Origin of the sequence: Burkholderia sp. BCC0419 (assembly GCF_902830285.1) — a bacterium.
In the GTDB taxonomy this organism is placed as follows: domain Bacteria; phylum Pseudomonadota; class Gammaproteobacteria; order Burkholderiales; family Burkholderiaceae; genus Burkholderia.
In genome coordinates, this window is the sequence record NZ_CADESR010000002.1 from 874,886 (window position 1) to 897,059 (window position 22,174).

Annotated in this window: 20 protein-coding genes; 8 read left to right on the forward strand and 12 right to left on the reverse strand. The window is 64.9% G+C overall.

Annotation, left to right across the window (positions count from 1 at the left end):
* Nucleotides 1–10 precede the first annotated feature (10 nt).
* The 3 genes from HWW87_RS17475 to HWW87_RS17485 are packed head-to-tail and all read left to right on the forward strand — an operon-like array spanning nt 11 to nt 5,116.
* Entirely contained in the window at nt 11–1,135 is a 1,125-nt protein-coding gene (locus tag HWW87_RS17475; RefSeq protein WP_175821332.1) for an efflux RND transporter periplasmic adaptor subunit, read from the forward strand.
* The gene (locus HWW87_RS17480) at nt 1,132–4,272 is read left to right on the forward strand and encodes an efflux RND transporter permease subunit (RefSeq protein WP_175821333.1); all 3,141 of its coding nucleotides are present in this window, start codon (nt 1,132–1,134) and stop codon (nt 4,270–4,272) included. Before HWW87_RS17475 ends, HWW87_RS17480 begins: the two co-directional genes overlap by 4 nt.
* A gap of 37 nt (nt 4,273–4,309) precedes the next feature.
* Nucleotides 4,310–5,116, forward strand: a complete 807-nt coding sequence (locus HWW87_RS17485; RefSeq protein ID WP_175821334.1) for an oxidoreductase — start codon at nt 4,310–4,312, stop codon at nt 5,114–5,116.
* A gap of 65 nt (nt 5,117–5,181) precedes the next feature.
* On the opposite strand, the gene HWW87_RS17490 is transcribed toward HWW87_RS17485, so the two are convergent.
* From HWW87_RS17490 to HWW87_RS17520, 7 genes are all read right to left on the reverse strand, one after another.
* Complete coding sequence (locus HWW87_RS17490) at nt 5,182–5,580, reverse strand: RidA family protein (RefSeq protein WP_175821335.1); 399 nt, start codon at nt 5,578–5,580, stop codon at nt 5,182–5,184.
* A 116-nt stretch (nt 5,581–5,696) separates the two neighbouring features.
* Nucleotides 5,697–6,473, reverse strand: coding sequence for a benzoate diol dehydrogenase BenD (benD, locus tag HWW87_RS17495; protein ID WP_175821336.1), 777 nt, complete (start codon nt 6,471–6,473; stop codon nt 5,697–5,699).
* Entirely contained in the window at nt 6,470–7,492 is a 1,023-nt protein-coding gene (benC, locus tag HWW87_RS17500) for a benzoate 1,2-dioxygenase electron transfer component BenC (RefSeq protein WP_175821337.1), read from the reverse strand. The genes benD and benC overlap by 4 nt, the downstream gene beginning before the upstream one ends.
* A gap of 39 nt (nt 7,493–7,531) precedes the next feature.
* Complete coding sequence (benB, locus tag HWW87_RS17505) at nt 7,532–8,020, reverse strand: benzoate 1,2-dioxygenase small subunit (RefSeq protein ID WP_175821338.1); 489 nt, start codon at nt 8,018–8,020, stop codon at nt 7,532–7,534.
* Nucleotides 8,017–9,375 (reverse strand): Rieske 2Fe-2S domain-containing protein, encoded by a 1,359-nt coding sequence (locus HWW87_RS17510; RefSeq protein ID WP_175821339.1) that lies wholly within the window; start codon nt 9,373–9,375, stop codon nt 8,017–8,019. The genes benB and HWW87_RS17510 overlap by 4 nt, the downstream gene beginning before the upstream one ends.
* 121 nt (nt 9,376–9,496) lie before the next feature.
* A complete protein-coding gene (catA, locus tag HWW87_RS17515; RefSeq protein ID WP_175821340.1) occupies nt 9,497–10,447 on the reverse strand; it encodes a catechol 1,2-dioxygenase in 951 nt (316 codons plus the stop codon).
* Between the two features lie 50 nt (nt 10,448–10,497).
* On the reverse strand, nt 10,498–11,634 hold the full coding sequence (locus HWW87_RS17520; RefSeq protein ID WP_175821341.1) for a muconate/chloromuconate family cycloisomerase: 1,137 nt from the start codon (nt 11,632–11,634) through the stop codon (nt 10,498–10,500).
* A 53-nt stretch (nt 11,635–11,687) separates the two neighbouring features.
* On the opposite strand from HWW87_RS17520, the gene HWW87_RS17525 reads away from it, so the two are divergent.
* The 3 genes from HWW87_RS17525 to HWW87_RS17535 all read left to right on the forward strand — a co-directional run bounded on the left by HWW87_RS17525 (nt 11,688) and on the right by HWW87_RS17535 (nt 14,470).
* A complete protein-coding gene (locus HWW87_RS17525; RefSeq protein WP_175821342.1) occupies nt 11,688–12,095 on the forward strand; it encodes a hypothetical protein in 408 nt (135 codons plus the stop codon).
* Nucleotides 12,096–12,228: 133 nt separating this feature from the next.
* The gene (locus tag HWW87_RS17530) at nt 12,229–13,344 is read left to right on the forward strand and encodes an alkene reductase (protein WP_175821343.1); all 1,116 of its coding nucleotides are present in this window, start codon (nt 12,229–12,231) and stop codon (nt 13,342–13,344) included.
* A gap of 193 nt (nt 13,345–13,537) precedes the next feature.
* A complete protein-coding gene (locus HWW87_RS17535) occupies nt 13,538–14,470 on the forward strand; it encodes a LysR family transcriptional regulator (RefSeq protein WP_175821344.1) in 933 nt (310 codons plus the stop codon).
* On the opposite strand, the gene HWW87_RS17540 is transcribed toward HWW87_RS17535, so the two are convergent.
* The 5 genes from HWW87_RS17540 to HWW87_RS17560 form a co-directional block, all read right to left on the reverse strand.
* Entirely contained in the window at nt 14,447–15,163 is a 717-nt protein-coding gene (locus HWW87_RS17540) for an SDR family oxidoreductase (protein WP_027808575.1), read from the reverse strand. The genes HWW87_RS17535 and HWW87_RS17540 overlap by 24 nt on opposite strands.
* 91 nt (nt 15,164–15,254) lie before the next feature.
* A complete protein-coding gene (locus tag HWW87_RS17545) occupies nt 15,255–15,926 on the reverse strand; it encodes a peroxiredoxin-like family protein (RefSeq protein ID WP_175821345.1) in 672 nt (223 codons plus the stop codon).
* A gap of 135 nt (nt 15,927–16,061) precedes the next feature.
* Complete coding sequence (locus HWW87_RS17550; RefSeq protein WP_175821346.1) at nt 16,062–16,628, reverse strand: carboxymuconolactone decarboxylase family protein; 567 nt, start codon at nt 16,626–16,628, stop codon at nt 16,062–16,064.
* Nucleotides 16,629–16,906: 278 nt separating this feature from the next.
* Nucleotides 16,907–18,388, reverse strand: a complete 1,482-nt coding sequence (locus HWW87_RS17555; protein WP_175821347.1) for a winged helix-turn-helix domain-containing protein — start codon at nt 18,386–18,388, stop codon at nt 16,907–16,909.
* Between the two features lie 3 nt (nt 18,389–18,391).
* The gene (locus HWW87_RS17560; RefSeq protein WP_175821348.1) at nt 18,392–19,264 is read right to left on the reverse strand and encodes a PhzF family phenazine biosynthesis isomerase; all 873 of its coding nucleotides are present in this window, start codon (nt 19,262–19,264) and stop codon (nt 18,392–18,394) included.
* Between the two features lie 208 nt (nt 19,265–19,472).
* On the opposite strand from HWW87_RS17560, the gene HWW87_RS17565 reads away from it, so the two are divergent.
* Complete coding sequence (locus tag HWW87_RS17565; protein ID WP_175821349.1) at nt 19,473–20,327, forward strand: AraC family transcriptional regulator; 855 nt, start codon at nt 19,473–19,475, stop codon at nt 20,325–20,327.
* A gap of 372 nt (nt 20,328–20,699) precedes the next feature.
* Complete coding sequence (locus HWW87_RS17570; protein WP_175821350.1) at nt 20,700–22,169, forward strand: benzaldehyde dehydrogenase; 1,470 nt, start codon at nt 20,700–20,702, stop codon at nt 22,167–22,169.
* The last annotated feature ends 5 nt before the right edge of the window (nt 22,170–22,174 follow it).

A 22,174-nucleotide genomic window follows, 5' to 3' on the forward strand; every position in this document is an offset into this window, starting at 1 on the left:
TGGGTCTTTCATGGTTCGGCGTCGTCTCGCTTTCTTCGCAGTCGCTTCCGCACTGCCCCTCGCGCTAGCCGCCTGCAACGGAAAAGCGCCTTCGGATCCGCGCACGGAGGCGCCGCTCGTGCGTACCGCCGTCGTGCAGGCGGCCATTCCCGCGTCCCGCTCGTTCACCGGAACCGTCGCCGCACGCGTGCAGAGCGATCTCGGGTTCCGGGTATCAGGCAAGGTGCTGGAGCGGCTCGTCGATACCGGGCAAACCGTGCGGCGCGGCCAGCCGCTGATGCGGCTCGACCCGGTCGATCTGAAGCTCGCGGCGCGCGCCCGCGACGAGGCCGTCGCCGCCGCACGGGCCCGCGCGCGGCAGACCGCCGAGGACGAAGCCCGCTACCGCGACCTGCGCGGCACCGGCGCGATATCGGCGTCGGCCTATGACCAGATCAAGGCGGCGGCCGATGCCGCGAAAGCACAACTGAGCGCCGCCGAGGCCGACGCCGACGTCGCGCGCAATGCGACCGGCTATGCGCAACTCGTCGCGGACGGCAACGGCGTGGTGATGGAAACGCTCGCGGAGCCCGGCCAGGTCGTCAGCGCGGGCCAGCCGGTGGTGCGGCTCGCGCACGCCGGCAGCCGCGAGGCCGTGATCCAGCTGCCGGAAACGCTGCGCCCGGCCGTCGGATCGGTCGCGCAGGCCGGGCTGTTCGGCAAGCCGGACGTCGGCGTCCCCGCGACGCTGCGCCAGCTTTCCGATACCGCGGATGCGAGAACGCGTACTTTCGAAGCGCGCTACGTGCTGCAAGGCGCGCTGGCCGATGCGCCGCTGGGCGCGACCGTCACGATCCGCATCCCGGACGACGCGCACGCGGCGTCGCAACGCGGCATGCAGGTGCCGATCGGCGCGCTGCTGGACGCGGGCAACGGGCCCGGCGTATGGGTCGTCGCCGGCGAACCGGCCAAGGTGGCGTGGCGGCCGGTCAAGGTCGAGCATCTCGACGACGACAACGCGCGCGTGTCCGGCGACGGCGCACTCAAGCAAGGCGACCGCGTCGTCGCGCTCGGCGCCCAGCTGTTACGCGAAGGCGAAGCGGTCCGCGTGTCCGCGCAGGCCGTCGCGGTCGCGAGCGAAGGAGCACGACCGTGAGCGAAGGCCGATTCAACCTGTCGGCGCTCGCCGTGCGCGAGCGCGCGATCACGCTGTTCCTGATCTGCCTGATCTCGCTGGCCGGGCTCGTGTCGTTCTTCAAGCTGGGCCGCGCGGAAGACCCGGCATTCACGGTCAAGGTGATGACCATCGTCACCGCGTGGCCGGGCGCCACCGCGCAGGAAATGCACGATCAGGTTACCGAAAAGATCGAAAAGCGCCTGCAGGAGCTGCGCTGGTACGACCGGAGCGAAACCTATACGCGGCCCGGGCTCGCGTTCACGACGCTGACGCTGCTCGACGGCACGCCGCCGTCGGAAGTGCAGGAGCAGTTCTATCAGGCACGGAAAAAGATCGGCGACGAGGCGAACAATCTTCCGTCGGGCGTGATCGGGCCGATGGTCAACGACGAATACGCGGACGTCACCTTCGCGCTGTTCGCGCTGAAGGCCAAGGGCGAACCGCAGCGGCGGCTGGTGCGCGATGCCGAAACGCTGCGCCAGCGGCTGCTGCATGTGCCGGGCGTGAAGAAGATCAACATCATCGGCGAGCAGGCCGAGCGCATCTACGTGCAGCTGTCGCACGACCGGCTCGCGACGCTCGGCGTGAGCCCGCAGGACGTGTTCGCCGCACTCAACGGCCAGAACGCGCTGACGCCGGCCGGCTCCGTCGAGACCCGCGGGCCGGAGATCTTCATTCGCCTGGACGGCGCGTTCGACAAGCTGCAGAAGATTCGCGACACGCCGATCGTCGTGCAGGGCCGCACGCTGAAGCTGCCCGACATCGCCACCGTCGAGCGCGGCTATGAAGATCCGGCGACCTTCATGATCCGCAACAACGGCGAACCGGCGCTGCTGCTCGGCGTCGTGATGCGCGACGGCTGGAACGGGCTCGACCTCGGCCGGGCGCTGGACGGCGAAGTCGGCGCGATCAACCGCGCGCTGCCGCTCGGCATGAGCCTGACCAAGGTCACCGACCAGGCGGTCAACATCAGCTCCGCGGTCGACGAGTTCATGATCAAGTTCTTCGCCGCGCTGCTGGTGGTGATGCTGGTGAGCTTCGTCAGCATGGGCTGGCGCGTGGGCCTCGTCGTCGCTGCGGCCGTGCCGTTGACGCTGGCCATCGTGTTCGTGGTCATGGCCGCAACCGGCAAGAACTTCGACCGCATCACGCTCGGCTCGCTGATCCTCGCGCTCGGGCTGCTCGTCGACGACGCGATCATCGCGATCGAAATGATGGTCGTGAAGATGGAGGAAGGCTACGGCCGCATCGCCGCGTCGGCCTATGCGTGGAGCCATACGGCCGCGCCGATGCTGGCCGGCACGCTGGTGACCGCGGTCGGCTTCATGCCGAACGGTTTCGCGCGATCCAGTGCGGGCGAATACACCAGCAACATGTTCTGGATCGTCGGGATCGCGCTGATCGCATCGTGGGTCGTCGCGGTGGTATTCACGCCCTATCTCGGCGTGAAGATGCTGCCCGACTTCAGAAGGATCGAAGGCGGCCACGACGCGATCTACGACACGCCGCGCTACAACCGCTTCCGTCAGTTGCTCACGCGCGTGATCGCGCGCAAATGGCTGGTCGCCGGGTCGGTCGTCGGCCTGTTCGTGCTCGCGATTCTCGGCATGGCGGTCGTCAAGAAACAGTTCTTCCCGATCTCCGATCGCCCCGAAGTGCTCGTCGAGGTGCAGATGCCGTATGGCACATCCATCTCGCAAACGAGCGCCGCGACGGCAAAGGTGGAAGCGTGGCTCGCCAAACAGAAGGAGGCCGAGATCGTCACCGCGTACGTCGGGCAAGGCGCGCCGCGTTTCTATCTGGCGATGGGGCCCGAGCTGCCCGATCCGTCGTTCGCGAAGATCGTGATTCGGACGGACAGCCAGGACGCCCGCGATGCGCTGAAGGCGCGACTGCGGCGCGCGATCGCGGACGGCCTTGCACCCGAAGCGCGCGTACGCGTGACGCAGCTCGTGTTCGGCCCGTATTCGCCGTTCCCGGTGGCCTATCGGATCACGGGCCCCGATCCGGACAAGCTGCGCGGCATCGCGGCCGACGTCGAACGCGTGATGCACCGCAGCCCGATGATGCGCACGGTCAACGCCGACTGGGGCACGCGCGCGCCGACGCTGCACTTCACGTTGCAGCAGGACCGCTTGCAGGCGGTGGGGCTGACCTCGAGCGCGGTCGCACAACAACTGCAGTTCCTGCTCACCGGCGTACCCGTCACCGAGGTGCGCGAAGATATCCGCACCGTGCAGGTGATCGCGCGTTCGGGCGGCGATGCGCGGCTCGATCCGGCGCGGCTCGGCGACTTCACGCTGGCCGGCGCGAACGGCCAACGCGTTCCGCTATCGCAGGTCGGCAAGGTCGACGTGCGGATGGAGGAGCCGATCATGCGCTGGCGCGACCGCGTGTCGACGATCACGGTACAGGGCGACATCGCCGACGGCTTGCAGCCGCCGGACGTCTCGACGGCAATCACCCAGCAGCTTCAGCCCATCATGGACAAACTGCCGGGCGCCTACCGCATCGAACAGGCGGGCTCGATCGAGGAATCGGCCAAGGCGACGACGGCCATGGCGCCGCTGTTCCCGATCATGCTGGCGGTGACGCTGATCATCATCATCTTCCAGGTGCGCTCGATTTCCGCGATGGTGATGGTGTTCCTGACGAGCCCATTGGGATTGATCGGCGTGGTGCCGACGCTGATCCTGTTCCGGCAACCGTTCGGCATCAACGCGTTGGTCGGGCTCGTTGCACTGTCGGGCATCCTGATGCGCAACACGCTGATCCTGATCGGGCAGATTCACCAGAACGAACAGGCGGGACTGGATCCGTTCCATGCGGTCGTCGAAGCGACCGTGCAGCGTGCACGTCCGGTGATCCTGACCGCGATGGCGGCCGTGCTCGCGTTCATTCCGCTCACGCATTCGGTGTTCTGGGGCACGCTCGCGTACACGCTGATCGGCGGCACGTTCGCCGGCACGGTGCTGACGCTGGTGTTCCTGCCGGCGATGTATGCGATCTGGTTCAGGATCCGGCCCGGCCATGCCGCCGGCTCGCATCACGGCCGGCATGAACCGGCGTCGCCGGGCGAGCCTGCGCTTCAGCCCGCGCTCGACGCCCGCGATTGACACACCCCATCCATTCACCGTATCGAAGGAAGCAGCCATGTCGAATTCCACCGTTGTCGTCGTGACCGGCGTGTCGTCGGGTATCGGGCGCGCGGCCGCCGAGCAGTTTGCCAAACGCGGGTGCCGCGTGTTCGGCACCGTGCGCAGCATCGCCGGCGCCGCGCCCGTCGCCGGCGTCGAGTTGATCGAAATGGACGTGCGCGACGACGCGTCCGTTCGATCCGGAGTCCAGACGATCATCGATCGCGCCGCGCGGATCGACGTGCTCGTCAACAATGCGGGCACGAGCCTGATCGGCGCGGTGGAGGAAACGTCGGTGGCCGAAGCGACGGCCTTGTTCGACACCAACGTGTTCAGCATCCTGCGCACGGTGCAGGCGGTGCTGCCGCACATGCGCGCACGACGCGGCGGACGCATCATCAACGTCAGCTCGGTGCTCGGGTTCCTGCCGGCGCCGTACATGGGCCTCTATGCGGCGTCCAAGCATGCGGTCGAGGGATTGACCGAAACGCTGGATCACGAGGTGCGCCAGTTCGGCATTCGCGCGACGCTGGTCGAACCGTCGTTTACGCGGACCAACCTCGACGTCAATGCGCCGCAGACCGGCGCACGAATCGACGATTACGGCCGCGAACGCGCGCTCGCCGCACGCGCCGTCGTCGACAGTGTGAAAGCCGCACCGGCGCCCGACGGCGTGGCCGCCACCATCGTCGACGCCGCGCTCGGCGCGTGGCGCATGCGGCGCACGCCGAGCGGCGAGGCATCGCTTTTGCGCACGCTACGGCGCTTCATGCCGGCCGGCCCCGTCGATTCGAGCCTGCGGAAGAAATTCCGGCTCGGATGACGGAATGATCGACGCAATCGCCCTATCGGTGGGAAGCGCGGATCCGGCGCAACGATACCCGTCGGTCACCGCTGCAGCACCGCCACCGCCTTGATCTCGACGATATAGCCGGGCGAGCCGCCGAGCATGTGCGCGCCGGTCGCGGTCCACGCCGGCCGCGGATGCGCATGGAAATAGCGGTCGCGCACCTGCATGAACAACGGCAGGTCGCGCATGTCGGTATGGAAGGTCGTGAGGTCGACCACGTCGTCGAGCGATGCGCCGGCCGCGTCCAGCACGAGCCTCAGGTTCTCGAACGCCTGCACGATCTGCGCTTCGTGGCCGTCGACCAGCTGCATCGCCGCGTCGCGGCCGATCTGGCCGGATACGTAAACGGTATCGCCGACCTTGATCGCCGGCGCATAGCCGATTTTTTCGTACACGGCTTCCATGCCGGCCGGAATGATCGCTTCGCGTTTGCTCATGAGTGTCTCCGTCGCCGGGCTTGTTGCACCGGTCGGTTATGTGATGATCGTCATCGCGTGCACGCGCGGCTGCCGCACGTGCCCGTGTGATGCAAGCGAGTCGCCACGCGTGCCGCTCAACCCGTATCCCCGCCCGCGACCGGCAGCACCGTACCGGTGATATAGCTCGCTTCGTCCGACGCGAGGAACAGGATCGGCGCGATCTGCTCGTCGAGGCTGCCGTAGCGCTTGAAGTACGTCGATTCGGTCACCTGCCGCACGGCCTCGCCCATCCATGCCTGTTCCTGCTCGGTGTCGCCGGCCGCATTGCGCGGCACGCGGCGCGGCGGCGCGCTCGTACCGCCCGGTGCGGTCGCGACGACGCGGATGTTGTGTTCCGCATATTCCATCGCGAGCGCCGACGTCAACGCGTTCACACCGCCCTTCGCCGCCGAATACGGCACGCGGCGAATGCCGCGCGTTGCGTTCGAGGAGACGTTGACGATCGTGCCGCCGCCGCGCGCGATCAGGTGCGGCAGCACGGCGTGACACGCATAGAGCGTCGGCATCAGCGAGCGGCGGATTTCCGCGTCGATCTGTGCCGGCTCGAACGCCGCGAACGGTCGCATGCGAATCGCGCCGCCGACGCCGTTGATCAGGATGTCGATGCCGCCGAACGTCTGCACCGCTTGCGCAATCGCCGCATGCGCGCCTTCGTATGTTTCGAGATCGGCGACGAAGCCGGCCGTGCCGCCGCCCTGCGCTTCGGCCGCGACGTCGGCGACGAAATCCGCGCGATCGACGAACAGCACCTTGCCACCCTCGGCCGCCGCGCGCAGTGCGACACCGCGGCCGATGCCCTGCGCCGCGCCGGTGACGACGACGACCTTGCCGGAGAATCGTTGCATGGTCATGCCGCCTTTGCCGTGACGTTGGGGGTGAACTTCTCGTAGTGGAAGCTGTGCGGCTTCACGCCTGCGTCGTCGAAGTACTGGCGCACTGCATCGACCATCGGCGGCGGCCCGCACAGATAGACGTCGACGTCACCGTCGTTCAGCGCGTCGGCCGGGATGTGCTGCGTGACCCAGCCCCTGCGTTCGTGGCTCGATGCCGCATCGGCGACGACCGTCGCGAAGCTGAAGTTCGGCAATTTCGCCGCATAGGCTTCGATCGCGTCGACCAGCACGAGATCGAGATCGCGCGTGACGCCGTAGATCAGGTGCACCTTCTGCTGCGACCCGCTGCGCGCGAGCACCTCGAGCATCGACAGGAACGGCGCGAGGCCCGTGCCGCCGGCGAGGAACAGCAGCGGCCGCGCGACGTCGCGCAGGTAGAAGCTGCCGAGCGGCCCGTGCAGTTCGAGCGTGTCGCCGGGTTTCGCGGATGCGAGCCACGTGCTCATCACACCGCCGGGAATCTTCTTGATCAGGAAACCGACCTTCGTGTCGCCCGGTGCCGACGAGAACGAATACGAGCGGTGCTGGCCGCTGCCCGGCACGCCGATGTTCACGTACTGACCCGGCAGGAACACCGGCGCACTCGCGCCGACGTCGAGTTCGAGCACGACGGCCGCATCGTTGTGCTGCTCGACCTTCGTGACCGTCGCGGCAAAGCTGCTCTGCCCGGTCTTGCAGGCGACCGACGACGTCGGCACCGCGATCACGCAATCGCTTTGCGGCACCATCTGGCACGTCAGCACGAGGCCGCCGTCCTTTTCGTCCTCGGTGAGCGCGTCGTCGGTGTAATCGTCGCCGAGATCGTAGCGGCCGCTTTCGGCGCGGCACTTGCAGGTGCCGCACACGCCGTCGGAGCAATCCATCGGCAGGTTGATCTTCGCGCGAAAGGCCGCGTCGAGCACCTTCTCGCCGGCCTTGCAGTCGATGAAGCGGGTGACCCCGTCCTCGAAGTTCAGTGCAATCTTGTAGGTGGACATGACGTCGCCTCCCTTTCCTTCCTGTCGAAACAATCGGCGTCAGACGTGGTACACGTCGAGCACCTGCCGGATGTAGTCGTTCTTCAGCACGATCTTCTTGTTCGAGATCAGCAGCGCGTCGCCCGAGCGCCGCAACGTGACGAACATCGTGCCGAAGAAGTGATCGGTCACGCGGTAGCGGTGGTTCAGCGTGTGGAAGTTGTAGCGCACGTCCACCTCGCCATCGCGTTCGGCCAGCACCTCGACGTTCGTCACGTTGTGGCTGGTGCGCGGCTCGGGCGTCGACGCGCCGCTGCGCTCGGTCTTGATCCGGAACACGCGATCCTCGAGGCCGCCGCGATCCGCGTAGTACATCAGCGAGATCTGGCTCTGCGGATCGTCGGTCGGATGGTCATCGTCGTCCCACGCGGGCATCCAGTACGTGACGTCGTCGGTGTAGCAGGTCAGCCACTCGTCCCACTCGCGATCGTCGAGCAGGCGCGCTTCGCGATACAGCGCCGCGCAAATCGTCCGGTAATCGAAGCTCATGCCGCCACCTCCCCGCGTTCCTTCTTCAGTGCATCGCGCATCACGTTCACCCAGTGTTCGTGCTGACACACGAACAGCCCTTCGTCCTCGCTGCGCTCGCCGGAAATGCGCGGGTTCAGCCCCATCTTTCGTGCGTTTTCGTCCGGCCCTTGGACCCACAGCGGCGCGCCGCGCGACAGGTCGTTCCACATCGCCGCGATGCCCGCATAGCCGGCCTGGCACGCGCGGAACTCCTCGAGATCGTCGGCCGTGCCCATGCCGGTCACGTTGAAGAAATCCTCGTACTGGCGAATCCGCGTCGTGCGATCCGCTTCGCTCTCGCCCTTCGGCGCGAAGCAGAAGATCGTGACTTCGGTCCTGTCGACGCCGAGCGGCCGCACCACGCGAATCTGCGTGCTGAACTGGTCCATCAGGAACACGTTCGGGTACACGCACAGGTTGCGCGTCTGGTTCACGATGAAATCGGCCTGCACGTCGCCCACGCGTGCCTTGATCTCGTCACGATGCTGGTACACGGGCCGCACTTCCGGGTTCATCGTCTTGGTCCACAGCAGGATGTGACCGTGTTCGAACCCGTACACGCCCGCGACCGACTTGCTCCAGCCGTTCGCGTCGACCGCCTTGGTGCCGTCCTCCTTGCGGCGGCCCATCGTCGCCGCATAGTTCCAGTGCACGGTGCTCACGTGATAGCCGTCGCAGCCGTTCTCCATCTGCATCTTCCAGTTGCCTTCGTAGATGTAGGACGAGTTGCCGCGCAGCACTTCGAGCCCGTTCGGCGCCTGGTCGACGATCTGGTCGATGATCACGCGCGCTTCGCCGAGGTAGTCCTCGAGCGGCAGCACGTCGGCGTTGAGGCTGCCGAACAGGAAGCCGCGATAGTTCGCGAAGCGCGCGACCTTTTTCAGGTCGTGCGAGCCGTGCGTGTTGAACTGCACCGGGTACTCGGTCGTCTTCTCGTCCTTCACCTTCAGCAGCTTGCCGGTGTTCGAGAAGGTCCAGCCGTGGAACGGGCACGTGAAGCTGCCCTTGTTGCCGTGCTTGCGGCGGCACAGCATCGCGCCCTTGTGCGCACAGGCATTGATGACCGCATGCAGCTCGCCGGTCTTGTCGCGCGTGATGACGACCGGCTGACGGCCGATCCACGTCGTGTAGTAATCGTTGTTGTCGGGAATCTGGCTTTCGTGCGCCAGGTACACCCAGTTGCCCTCGAAGATGTGCTTCATCTCGAGCTCGTACAGCTCCGCGTTCGTGAAGATGTCGCGGCGGCAGCGGAAGATGCCGGCCTCCTTGTCATCCTGCACAGCGGTTTCGAGCAGATGATCCAGTGTGTTGGTGGGGTCGATCGTGGCGGACATGATGGCTCCTCCGATGCGCGTGCCGCGTCCTGCAAGCACGCTCGCATCGGTATCGGTTGAATCTCGGGGGACCGGTCGACAGCGGCGGCGCACGTGCGCGGCCGCCGTGCCGCCGGCCGGGTTATGCCGTGGCCGAAGCGCGCGGGCGTTCGACGATCTGGTTGTCCTGGCCTTGCACCAGCGGCGTCAGCACGAAGTTGAACTCGATGTCCTGGTACGCGTCGGCCTTCATGCCGAGCGCGAGACCGCCGGTCTTGGCGACCACGGGCGGAATCAGTTCCTCGCGCGTCGCATACGCGAAGTCATCCCAGATCAGCGGATCGCCGTCGATGTTGAATTGCGTCGTCAGCTTGCGGTGGCCGCCGCTCGTCACGAAGAAGTGCACGTGCGCGGGGCGATTGCCGTGGCGGCCGAGGCGGTTCAACAACTGCTGCGTCGCGCCCTGCGGCGGGCAGCCGTAGCCGACCGGCATCAGCGTGTGGAATTCGTATTTGCCGTCGGCGCCCGTCTTCACCGCGCCGCGCAGGTTGAAATCACTCTGCTTGCCGGTCGGGTCGAAGTGCGAGTAGAAGCCGTGCGAGTTCGCGTGCCAGCACTCGACCAGCGCGCCGGCCACCGGCTTGCCGTCGAGCCCCGTGACCGTGCCGTGGATCACGAGCGGGCCCGCGCCTTCGTCCGCGTCGAGGTCGATCTTCGCGACGCCGTCGCGCACCGGTGCGCCGGCCACGTACAGCGGCCCTTCGATCGTGCGCGGCGTGCCGCCATTCAGGCCGATCGCTTCATCCTCGGCGTCCATCCGGATGTCGAGATACTTCTCGAGACCGAGGCCGGCCGCGAGCAGCGCCGCTTCGCCATCCTGACCAAGCTTGTTCAGGTAGTTCACGCCGGCCCACACTTCGTCGGGCGTGATGTCGAGATCGTCGATCGCCTTGAACAGGTCGCCGAGCAGGCGCAGCACGATCTGCTGCGTACGTACGTCGCCCTTCGTGCCATTCGTGCCGTTCGCACCTGCGTTCGATGCGGCCTTCAGCAGGTCCTGCACTTCCCGGGTATCGAAAACTTTGACGCTCATGATGGTGTCTCCATATGTATTTGGGGGATGACGGTCTTTGCCTGACCCGATTACCGCACGACTTTCGTCTGCCCGTCGCGGGTGAAGCGCCTGACCTTGTCCTCGTCGAGCGCGATGCCGAGACCGGGGCCGTCCGGCACGGTCAGTTCGAAGTCGCTGTAATCCAGCGGCTGCGTCAGGATTTCTTCGGTGATCAGTAGCGGTCCGAACAGTTCGGTGCCCCACTGCAGGTTCGCGACACTCGCGAACAGGTGCGCGGACGCCACCGTGCTGAACGCGCCTTCGAGCATCGTGCCGCCGTACAGCTCGATGCCGGCCGCATCCGCGATCGCGGCCACGCGCTGCGCGGCGAAGAGGCCGCCGCTCTGTTCGATCTTGATCGCGAACACGTCCGCGCCGTGCTGCTTCGCGATCTCGAATGCGCTGTCGGGGCCCTGCAGGATTTCATCGGCCATCAGCGCGACCGGGAAGCGGCGCATCAGGCGTGCCAGCGCCGCGGCGGAAGCCACCGGCTGCTCGACCAGTTCGCAGCCGGCATCGGCCAGCGCCGGAATCGCACGCGCGGCCTGGGTTTCGCTCCACGCCATGTTCACGTCGACGCGCACCGATGCGCGCTCGCCGAGCGCCTTCTTGATCGCGGCCACGTGGCGGATATCCGTTTCCGGCGCTTTCGCGCCGATCTTCAGCTTGAATACGTTGTGGCGGCGCAGGTCGAGCATGCGTTCGGCTTCGGCGATATCGGTGGCCGTGTCGCCCGACGCGAGCGTCCACGCGACCGGCAGGCGATCGCGGCGGCGGCCGCCGAGCAGTTCGCTGACCGGCACGCCGAGCCGCTTGCCGTGCGCGTCGAGCAACGCGGTTTCGAGCGCGCTCTTCGCGAAGTGGTTGACCTTCGCGAGCTTGCCGACGAACGCCATCAGCGTCTGGACGCGCGTCGCATCCTTGCCGACGATCGCCGGTGCGAGGTACGCGTCGATCGCGAGCTTCATCGCTTCCGGGCTTTCCGGGCCGTAGGCCATCCCGGCGATCGTCGTGCCTTCGCCGATACCCGTCACGCCGTCGCTGCAGAACACCTTCACGAGCATCAGCGTCTGGCCGTGCATCGTGGCCACCGACAGCTTGTGCGGGCGGATCGTCGGCAAGTCGACGAGGCGGGTTTCGATGCGTTCGATGGTGGCGGAGGACATGGGGCGCGCTGCGTGGGGGGAGTTCATGGGACGGATTTATACGCGGCGGGGAAATGGGGCGTCCAATACTTTTGGGCGGGATTTTTGATACCCGACAGGTATGGAAATTCAGCTTAAAACGCAAAATATTGCGTCGCACCATACCTGTTTTGGCTAGATATGCGGGCCGAAAGGCTTGCTGGAGCGCGGTCGCGCGGGTTCGGCATATCGGTTGGGCGGCGGCGCGGCGCGGCGGGTTTCAGCAGGGAGAAAACCGGCTGAGACCGGCGGCGTGCCGAGTCGATCAGGGTTTTCCTGAGGGGAAAAACGGCGGGCTGGCCGTCCGGCCTTCGGCTTCGGCGTCGGTTTCTACGAACGACCGCAAGGAATTGGATAGGCGGATATCGACGTTCGTCGCCGATATTCGTCGTCCATCAGAAGCTGGCGGCTACTATCGGCCGGAAACCGACGATGCCCCATGACGCTCGACGCGTCGCGCTTCAAGCTATTCCGAGCAGGAATGACAGCTATCACCCGGTGCTGTCTTCTGCAGATTCGCGCTTGCCCTGAAGATCCAGAGGCCCTCTCCCTCCTTTACTTTTCAGGTAACGCGCAATGAACACGCTCTTCACCCCGACTCAGGTCGGCCCCTATCCGCTCGCCCACCGCGTCGTCATGGCGCCGCTCACACGGATGCGCACCGACGCGCACAACGTTCCCGGCGATCTGATGGTCGATTACTACGCGCAGCGCGCCTCGTCGGGTGGTTTGCTGATTTCCGACGCGACCTCCGTGTCTCCGCTCGGCTTCGCTTATGTGGGTGCGCCGGGGATCTACACCAAAGCACATGCACACGGGTGGCGACGTGTTGTCGACGCTGTCCACGCGAAAGGGGGACGCATCTTCGTGCAGCTCTGGCATGCGGGACGACAGGCGCATCCCGCCAACATCGGCGCAGCATTGCCGGTCGCCCCTTCTGCCGTGCGCGCCCGTGAACACTCGGCAATCCACGACGAAAATGGCCAGGTTATCGAAGTCGAACAGGTGCTCCCGCGAGCACTCGCACTCGACGAGATTCCCGGCGTGATCGAAGAATTCCGTCACGCGGCGGCGCTGGCGAAACAGGCGGGCTTCGATGGTGTCGAACTGCATGCCGCCAATGGTTATCTGCCCGACCAGTTTCTGCGGGACGGCTCGAATCACCGTACGGACGCATACGGCGGCTCGCTCGAGAACCGCGCACGCTTTCTGTTCGAGGTGCTCGATGCAATCGGTTCGGTGTGGGAGGCCGGCCGCATCGCGGTCCGTCTTTCGCCCGGAAGCTCGTACGGCACGATGTGCGACAGCGATCCGCATGCCACGTTCGGCTATGTCGCGCGTCGTCTGGATGGCTATGGGCTCGCGTATCTGCATGTGGTCGAGCCGCGTGTGCGCGGTAACGATGACGTCGCCGCCGCAGCGTCGGCGGTCTCGGCGAAAGACTTGCGGCGCGTGTTCAAAGGCACGCTCATCGCGGCGGGCGGCTTCACCGCGGATAGCGCGCATCGCATGATCGAAGCAGGCGACGCCGATCTCGTCGCATTCGGGCGCCTGTTCATCTCCAATCCGGATCTGCCCGAGCGACTGCGCGTCGGGGCACCGCTCAACCGCTACGACCGCTCGACGTTCTATGGCGGCGATGCACGCGGCTACACCGATTATTCCTTCCATGGCGCGGCGCCGGTCATCTGAACCAGCCTGCACGCGAGCCCGGTTTGCTTTTACGAATCGTTTCCGTGATCGTGCGTACGGTTTCAGCCGGCAAAGACCGATCGCCCGCAGTTTCGTCCGCCACATGTTCCGACGCGCTAGACTTCTGCCTTGGCCCCTTGGCACATCTCGGCCACGACACGGACTTCACGGTCCTTCAAGGAGAAGCAGCGGCATGGACCGGATGGCAGCAATGGAAACGTACGTCAGCGTCGTGGAGGCGGGCTCGTTCTCGGCCGCCGCCAAGCGACTCAAACTCGGGCAGCCGGCCGTCTCGAAGTCGATCGCGCAACTCGAAGCGCGACTCGGCGTGCGACTCCTGTTGCGCTCGACTCGCGGACTGACGCCCACCGATGCCGGTCAGCGCTTCTACGAGCACGCGCGGCGCGCCATCGAAGAAGTCGATCTTGCCGAGCATGTCGCGCGCGACGCGTCTACCGGATTGGCCGGCGTGCTGCGCATCAGCGCCGCCGTGACGTTCGCGCGGCTGCATATCCTCCCTTCGCTCAAGACGTTTCTCGATCGGCACCCTGATTTGCAGATCGATATCGTGCTGGACGACCGCAGTATCGATCTGCTCGAAAAAGGGGTGGACGTTGCCCTGCGCATGGGATCGCTCGACGATTCGACGATGACCGCGCGCCGCATCGCGCAAAGCCGCCGGCTGGTTGTCGGCACGCCTGCCTACCTCGCCGAGGCGGGCGTGCCGACAATGCCGGCGGACCTCAGTCAGCATCAGGTGATCGTGTATTCGTTGCGAGGCGGCGGCGAGTCCTGGTCGTTCAGCCAGCACGGCAAGGAAGTGGCGGTGGTCGTATCCGGACGTGTCAGCGTCAGCGCCGCCGAAGGCATGCGTACGACGGTGCTCGGCGGACTGGGCCTTGCGATCGCGTCGGAATGGATGTTCTCGCCGGAACTCGCCGACGGCACGGTTCAGGCGGTACTGACCGACTGGGAACTGCCCCCGATCGACCTGTGGGCGGTCTTTCCGGCCGGACGCCTGGTCAGCGCGAAGGCGAGAGCGTTCATCGCCTTCGTCGAAGAAGTGCTCGGTGCCGCCGGCAGCAGTCGCGCCGGCCCGTCCTCAGAAAGCAAGCTTGCCGATTGATGCTCCGCCGTCGACGTAAAGCGTCTGACCGGTCATGAAAGCCGCCGCATCGGACAGCAGAAACGCGATCGTCGCGGCGATTTCATGAGGCTGGCCGAAACGGCCCATGGGCACGGCGGCGAGATAGCGCTTCTCGCCCTCGCTGCCCGGCGGATTGTTCGCGCGAAACAGCGCGGTCTCGGTGGGCCCCGGCGCGACGGCATTCACCGTGATGCCGGTGCCGGCCAGTTCCAGCGCCCACGAACGCGCAAAACTCACCAGCGCTGCCTTGGCCGCTGCATACGCGGTGCGCTGCGTCATCCCGAGAATCGTCAGGCTCGATATGTTCACGACGCGCCCCCAGCCGCGGGCCCGCATGCCGGGAAGCAGCGCCTGCACCGTCTGCACGGCAGGATGAAGATTCAGCGCGAGAACGTCGTCGAGATCGTTCAGCGCGACCTCACCCAGACGCTGCGGCCTGACCAGCGCGACATTGTTCACGACGCCGTCGAACGTATGACGGCGCACGAGATCATCGAGCACTGCGCCCGTCGCGGCACGGTCGGCCAGATCGACGCGGACCAGTTCGCCGGGAAAATCGCTCGCGTCGCGCGCGAGACCCACCACATGGTGACCGTCGGCAATCAGCCGTTCCGTCAACGCGAGACCAATGCCCTTGGTCGCGCCAGTGACGAGAAATGTACGATGTGTCATCGAATGTCCTTTACGAAACCGGAAGGAATGGAAATGCCGCGACCGGTTCCCCGGTGCGGCGTGGCGATCCGTGAGCGTCGAACGGCAACGCTCAGGCGTTGGCCGTCGCTTTTTCCAGAACCGGGAACATGTCCGACGGGTCCGGACGGCGCGTGTAATCGGGGTTGACCTCCGAATAAAGCACGATGCCATCCTGACCGATCACATAGCGAGCAGGCATCGGCAACGTCCAGCTCGGGTCGTTATTGAACGCCGGCAGATCGTTTTTCAGGTTTTTGTACAGTTCGACCAGATAGTCGGGCAACGCGAAACGCAGTCCGAAGTCGGCACCCGTCTGACCGTTCACGTCGCTCAGCACCGGAAAACCCAGTTCGTTGGTACGCACGGACTTGCGGCTATTGACCGGCGTCTGCGGCGAGATCGCCACGACGTTCGCACCATAGGCCCGGATCTCCGGCAGCACGTCGTTGATCGCCTGCAATTCGATATTGCAGTATGGACACCAGACGCCGCGATAGAACGTCACCACCAGCGGCCCCTTCACCAGCAACGCAGCGGAAGACACGTCGTTGCCGTCCTGATCTTTCAGTTTGAAATGCGGCGCGCGGTCGCCGGCCTTGATCGCGCGACCCGCCTGCCCGCTCGCAATCAGTTCTGCCGTGGCGCGTTCCATCACTGGATGAATCTCCGGCGGTGCGTTGAACGGCGGCTTGCCTGCCTTGAAGTCGGCCCGGAATGCGTCGAGTTTGTCTTGCAGTGACATGCGTATTCTCCGTCGAGAGGAATAGAGGAATGAGGAACGAACGAATCAGTGGGTTCAGGCTGCGTTTTGCGCTGATGCAATGCGTGCCGCTTCGGCCGCAGCGATACCTCGTCGATCACGTGACGCAGGCGCGGTTCAAGCAGTGACGGCGACCGGTTTGGTCCACTCGTTACCGGCCATGAAGCCGTCGAGTTCGGTGTGGACGATGTGGTTCGTGTAGTTGCTCATCACCTTGGTTGCCACGCCCAGAATCACTTCAAGGACGTTCTGACGGGTGTAGCCCGCGGCGAGGAACGCGTCGACATCGGCGTCCGGGACGAAGCCACGCTCACGCACCACGAGCGTCGTGAAGCGATGCAGCGCTTCGAGCTTTGCATCGGGCAACGGCGTGCCCGCGCGCAGCGCGGCGATCACGCCGGCGTCCATCTTGATCATCTTTGCCAGCGTGCTGTGACCGGCCATGCAGTAGTGGCAGTCGTTCTCGAAGTTCGAGGTCAGGTAGACGACCTGCTGCTCGTGCGGCGTCAGCGTGCTTGTCGAGAACAGATCCCACAGCGCCGAGTATCCGGCCAGCAGCGCGGGCGATTCCGCCATATGCGCCTGAAGGTTGGGGACGAAGCCGAAGGCGCGCTTCGTGTCTTCGAGGCTGGCCTTCGACGCGGCCGGCGCGTTATCGATCGTGTAGGTCGGGAAGTGGCTCACCGTTTTGCTCCTGTTGGTTGGCGGTGAGCAAATGATGAAGGTCGGCGCCCGCTCGAAGAAGGCACGCGCCGTCGATAACAGTCATTCCTCGCAGGCATAAAGCGACGGCGGTGCGGTTGGCATGCACACGCCTGAGGAGAAAAATGGTCGCGGCGGGAGGGAGTGTTTCGAAGCTACCCGACGCGTTTCGATCGATTGGCTTTGGGGCGGAACCGACCGCTCGCTGCAATTCGTTCAGGCCGCGTTAGCGGGTCCAGGCCTACCATTTCCTTACATGCTCAGATGGCGTAGGCAAGCTCCCGCTCTTCCACTTTCTCGTTGAACGAATCCGTTCCAATGGTCGGCGCTTCCTCACAAGCACTGAAGTGGTACCCGGCATAGTGCGCGAACACTCGAATGTCCTTCCCTCCGATGCGACGCTTTTGCAACGCGTATGCTCGAGCGGATTCGGAAAGAAAGAATCGATGTTCGCCGTTACCCGGCTCAACGCTCACCAGCGACTTCTCGGTCAGTTCAGCAATGTCGCTGGCAACGTCAGACAGCGTATACCTCGCATCACATACCAGCGCGCGCAATGCCTCGAAAGTAAAAGCACTCTGGAATGCCGCGACGTGACCCAATAGTTTCTGACTCGACGGGCTCAGCGACGCAAAGCTCCAATCGAAGCTGGCCTGTAACGTCTGGTGGTGCGCAAGCGCCGTTCTGTATCCCCGCGTCAGCAACTTGAAGCGATCGTCGAGAAATCCGTGAACACCTCGAACGCCCAATGCACCGATACGCCCAACTGCCATTTCGATCGCCAGTGGATTACCGTCGAGCCGACGGCAGATATCGCCAACGAGACGAGCGCTTTTTCTTAAAGTATCAAGGTCGCAACCCGACTGTCGCGCGCGCTGCAAGAACATTTGCACTGCCTCACAATCCAGCAGCTCTACGATGGATGACTCCGGACGTGGCACTTGGAGCGGGCGCACGTGGAAGACAGTCTCACCTGATACCCTCAACGGCTCACGGCTCGTGACGAGTACCCGCAAGTTGCCAAGCCGCATGCAAACTGAATCGACCAGTCGAGCGACTGCATCGATGACGTGCTCGGCGTTGTCCAGCACCAGCAGCGTGCGGTCTCGCGGCAAAGCTGCGACTAGCGCGTCGACCGCCGACCTGTCGTCCCGTATCGACAGGCCGAATGCCGTCGCGATTTTTTGCAAAACCGCTTCTGGAGAGGCAGCATCGGAAAGCGCGACGAAACGCGTGATATCAAAACGGCCGCTTACTGCCGCATGAGCAACTTCAATTGCCGCGCTCGTTTTCCCGACTCCCCCGGCGCCCACCAGTGTCAATATATGCGTCGTGTCCAGTATTGCCGCAATATTGGAGACCAGGCTGTCGCGTCCCGTGAGCGCCCCGTGCCGTCGCGGAATATCGCTGTCGCCCTGCCTGAGCGGTGTAGCCCTCGTCAAATTCGCGGTCGGGGCTGACCTCTGCGTCAGTTGGTAACCGCGACCAGGTACGGTCACAATCAGGTCGCGTTGCGGTCCGAGCAATTTTCGCAACGCGGAAATGTGCACCTGCAGATTGTTCTCTTCAACTACTGTTCCGGGCCAGACCGTGGCCATCAACTCGTCTTTCGTTACGAGACGTCCCGCCGCTGACAAAAGTACCGCGAGCACGTCAAATGCACGCGAACCGACATGGATAGCCTTCCCATCACGTCGTAATGAGCGCGTCGACAAATCGACTTCGAGTGTGCCTAGCAACATGACTCAGGCCTCGTCCATTAGACAAACCGGGCCACTGAGCCAGCAACCGCTGCTTTCATCGGCCGGATCGCGAAAGTTCACCGTGATCGCGGACGGACGTCCCATCGCCACACCCTGACGCACGACGATGCCGCGTCCCGCTCCGGTGACGAGCCCATAGCGATGCGCGCCGTACAGGAGCGCTGCCGCTGCGATGCCGGTCGCCGCGTCTTCCGGATAGCCGGACGCGCGCGGGAATTGCCGTGCGTCGAACACGTGCGGTGCATTGGCATCTAGCGAAAACGGATACAGACCGGTCGACGACAGCGCGTCGCATAAGGCCTGGATTTGGTCGAGTTTCGGCGTGATCGCATTCAGCCGTGAGGTCGTGCGGACCGGCACCAGCGTTTTGGTGCGGCTCGTCGTTGCGTTGACGATGCCAAGAGACAGCAGCTCGCCGGCATCAAGGTTCAACACATCGAGTGTTCTGGCAATGAGCGCCGCGTCGATAACCGGCTCGACGCGTCCCGCAGGCTGGCTGACTTCGATCCGCGCGTCGGACGCGTCGTACCGCGCTTCGACGCTGCCGCTCAGCGTTTCAATCAGCGCCGTGTTCGTGCGCCATGCGCCTGTGTGACGCAGCAGCCACAATGCGCCCAGCGCCGCGTGTCCGCACATCTCCATCTCGTGGTTGGGCACAAAAAAGCGGAAACGGAAATCATGGTGCGGGTCGACGGCGCGCATCACAAACCCGCTTTCCAGACCATACGCGCGGGCCACCTCTTTCATCTGCGCGTCGGACCAGCCGTTCGCGTCGAGCACGACCGGGGCCGGATTGCCGCCTTGGTCGGTGGTGAAAAATACCCGTACAAGCCGCACACGTTGTACGATGCTCATGCGCTTGCTCCCTAATTAACTCTGCCTATCGGTGTGCCGCCTTTTGTGAGGCTGGCGGGAAGGCCAGTCCGTCGTCCCTCGCAGCATGCACGGTCTGCGTTTTTTATTCGCTTCCATTTGGGCCAGAACATGCTCACTATCGGGCCATGGTGGTTTGCGTCAGCGCGTTGTCCATCCCCTATAAAGTCCCAAGTCGCAGGTTCTCGCCATGTTTTATCAGACGTCTAAATCGCACATTCCCGCCGACCGCGTGGCTGCGACCCGTCGCATTACGATGGCCGATTACGTGACGTCGTGGCACGAGCACGAAGAGTTCATGTTCCTGCTGCCGAGTCAAGGCACGCTGACGCTGACTTCGGAGTGTTCAAAGCATTCGCAACGCATCAGCGCCGGCGTGCTTGCGATGGTTCCTGCCGGGATTTTTCACGACACGGCGAGCAATCCCGGAGAGCACTGCCATACGGCGGTCTATGCGGAGCGCGACTTCGTTTCGTTTTGTTCGCGCAAATCCAATGTCCGGATCGCCGGGGGCGATGCACCGCGCTACTGCGTGCCGCCGCCTGCTCTGCTTGGGGCACTGCGTTTGCAAACACAGTTCGACGCGGGCGACGAAACGGAGGAAGCACACGATATGTCGCGGTATCAAAACGATCTGGTCGATCGGCTGATTGCGTCAGCGTGCGTGGCGGCGGTGCTGAGCGCCGCACCGAGCGGTGCCAATCCGAAGGTCTCGCGCGAGCAACTGGTCAGTGAAATCAAGGCGTATCTTGACGTCATGCTGGCGGAGCGGATCGATATCGAGACAATCGCTTCGGAATTCGCGATATCGCGACGTCATCTCACCCGGATCTTCCGCGAGGAGACCGGTGAAAGCCTCACCGATTATCAGCTCCGGCAACGTGTCATGCGCGCGCGTTCGCTCTTGAATGTTCCCGGCACGACCGTGCTGTCGGCAGCCCTGAGCGTAGGGATCGAATCGCCGTCCTACCTGGCAAGGCTATTCAACAAGTTCGGTATGCCTGCGCCCCGCGATCTGAAGGCATCCCGTGCTCGATGCAACTGACGCTTCTTCACTTCCGAGTTCTGTCAGCTCCATCAGACTCGAACCACTCATCCGGTAAATTCTGGCGTACCTGACCGTTCGCGATAAGCTTGTTGCCGGCAGTTTGGACTCGGCAGCCCCGGACCGGGACGGTGAACGGCCGATGCCGCACCGACAATATCTGCCGCGTCATCGCACGGCGTGCGGCAAAAGTCCACACTGCAACTGTTCAGTTTCCGCACACCGAATCGCATCCACCCGCCAATCCATGCGGGCGCTACGGATGGGAAAAAACCCGGATACCCCCGTTTCACCAACCTCGCCTACCCTCGCGCGCATGCCGGTCGACGCCCAAGCAACGATCCGGCCGATCCGAATTTCCCAGGAGCGCATATGGATAGCACCAACCCCGCACTGTTCGACACCGACGTCTGGCGCAGCAAGATCTTCACCGGACGCTGGCACGCAAGCCCGCACACGGCCGACGTAATCGAACCGGCGACCGGAAACACGCTAGGCCGCATCGGTCTTGCCGACAGCGCAGCCATCGCCGAAGCCTCGGCCGTCGCCCATCGCGCGCAGCCCACATGGTTCGCCCTCCCCTACGACGACCGCGCAGCGGTGCTACGCCGCGCCGCAACCATCGCCGAAACACACTTCGACGCGATCGTCGACTGGCTCATCCGCGAAAGCGGCTCAACCCGCGCGAAGGCGTCGTTCGAAACCTCCGTCACGATCAAGGCACTGCACGAAGCAGCCAGCCTGCCATCACGCGCAGCCGGCGAAGTGCTGCCGTCCGCAGCCGGCCGGCTGTCGCTCGCGCGCCGCCGCCCGCGCGGCGTGGTCGGCGTGATCTCGCCGTTCAATTTCCCGCTGTACCTCGCGATACGCGCGGTCGCGCCCGCACTCGCGCTCGGCAACGCGGTCGTGCTGAAGCCCGATCCGCGCACCGCCGTGTGCGGCGGCGTCGCGATCGCGCGCGTGTTCGAACTCGCCGGCTTGCCCGAAGGCGTGCTGCACGTGCTGCCCGGCGACGGCGCAGCCGGCGCGGCGCTGGTCGCCGATCCGCACGTCGCGATGATCCAGTTCACCGGCTCCACCACGGCCGGGCGCAAGGTCGGCGAAGCGGCGGGCCGCCACCTGAAGAAGGTATCGCTCGAACTCGGCGGCAAGAATTCGCTGATCGTGCTCGACGATGCCGACCTCGACCGCGCGGTCGCCAACACCGCATGGGGCGCGTATCTGCATCAAGGCCAGATCTGCATGGCGACCGGCCGCGTGCTCGTGCAGCGCGCGATTCACGACCGCTTCGTCGCGAAGCTCGTCGAGAAGGCGCAAAGCCTGCGCGTCGGCGACCCGGCCGCCGGCGACGTTGGCCTCGGCCCGCTGATCAACGCCGCGCAACGCGACCATGCGGCGAACCTGGTCGACGCGGCCCGCCGCGCGGGCGCACGCGTCGAGACGGGCGGCGGCCATCGCGGCCTGTTCTTCGAGCCGACCGTGCTGAGCGGCGTCGCGCCGGGCAATCCGGCATTCGACGAGGAAATCTTCGGGCCGGTCGCGATCGTCGTGCCGTTCGATACCGACGAGGACGCGATCGCGCTCGCGAACCAGACCGAATACGGGCTGTCGATGGCGATCCTGTCCGCCGACGTCGGCCGCGCGCTGCGGATCGGCGAGCGCTTGAACACGGGGCTGCTGCACATCAACGACCAGACGGTCAACGACGAAGTGATCAACCCGTTCGGCGGCGTCGGCGCATCGGGCAATGGCACGAGCATCGGCGGTGCGGCAAACTGGGAAGAATTCACGCAGTGGCAGTGGCTGACGATCAAGGGCGAAGCGCCGCTGTATCCGATTTGACGAGG

What these genes read in the sequence shown, in the direction of transcription:
- HWW87_RS17475 (WP_175821332.1), top strand. Translation starts at nt 11, where the DNA reads ATGGTTCGGCGTCGTCTCGCTTTCTTCGCAGTCGCTTCCGCACTGCCC.
- HWW87_RS17485 (WP_175821334.1), top strand. Translation starts at nt 4,310, where the DNA reads ATGTCGAATTCCACCGTTGTCGTCGTGACCGGCGTGTCGTCGGGTATC.
- HWW87_RS17490 (WP_175821335.1), bottom strand. Translation starts at nt 5,580, where the DNA reads ATGAGCAAACGCGAAGCGATCATTCCGGCCGGCATGGAAGCCGTGTAC.
- benD (WP_175821336.1), bottom strand. Translation starts at nt 6,473, where the DNA reads ATGACCATGCAACGATTCTCCGGCAAGGTCGTCGTCGTCACCGGCGCG.
- benC (WP_175821337.1), bottom strand. Translation starts at nt 7,492, where the DNA reads ATGTCCACCTACAAGATTGCACTGAACTTCGAGGACGGGGTCACCCGC.
- benB (WP_175821338.1), bottom strand. Translation starts at nt 8,020, where the DNA reads ATGAGCTTCGATTACCGGACGATTTGCGCGGCGCTGTATCGCGAAGCG.
- HWW87_RS17510 (WP_175821339.1), bottom strand. Translation starts at nt 9,375, where the DNA reads ATGTCCGCCACGATCGACCCCACCAACACACTGGATCATCTGCTCGAA.
- catA (WP_175821340.1), bottom strand. Translation starts at nt 10,447, where the DNA reads ATGAGCGTCAAAGTTTTCGATACCCGGGAAGTGCAGGACCTGCTGAAG.
- HWW87_RS17520 (WP_175821341.1), bottom strand. Translation starts at nt 11,634, where the DNA reads ATGTCCTCCGCCACCATCGAACGCATCGAAACCCGCCTCGTCGACTTG.
- HWW87_RS17525 (WP_175821342.1), top strand. Translation starts at nt 11,688, where the DNA reads ATGGGGCGTCCAATACTTTTGGGCGGGATTTTTGATACCCGACAGGTA.
- HWW87_RS17530 (WP_175821343.1), top strand. Translation starts at nt 12,229, where the DNA reads ATGAACACGCTCTTCACCCCGACTCAGGTCGGCCCCTATCCGCTCGCC.
- HWW87_RS17535 (WP_175821344.1), top strand. Translation starts at nt 13,538, where the DNA reads ATGGACCGGATGGCAGCAATGGAAACGTACGTCAGCGTCGTGGAGGCG.
- HWW87_RS17540 (WP_027808575.1), bottom strand. Translation starts at nt 15,163, where the DNA reads ATGACACATCGTACATTTCTCGTCACTGGCGCGACCAAGGGCATTGGT.
- HWW87_RS17545 (WP_175821345.1), bottom strand. Translation starts at nt 15,926, where the DNA reads ATGTCACTGCAAGACAAACTCGACGCATTCCGGGCCGACTTCAAGGCA.
- HWW87_RS17555 (WP_175821347.1), bottom strand. Translation starts at nt 18,388, where the DNA reads ATGTTGCTAGGCACACTCGAAGTCGATTTGTCGACGCGCTCATTACGA.
- HWW87_RS17560 (WP_175821348.1), bottom strand. Translation starts at nt 19,264, where the DNA reads ATGAGCATCGTACAACGTGTGCGGCTTGTACGGGTATTTTTCACCACC.
- HWW87_RS17565 (WP_175821349.1), top strand. Translation starts at nt 19,473, where the DNA reads ATGTTTTATCAGACGTCTAAATCGCACATTCCCGCCGACCGCGTGGCT.
- HWW87_RS17570 (WP_175821350.1), top strand. Translation starts at nt 20,700, where the DNA reads ATGGATAGCACCAACCCCGCACTGTTCGACACCGACGTCTGGCGCAGC.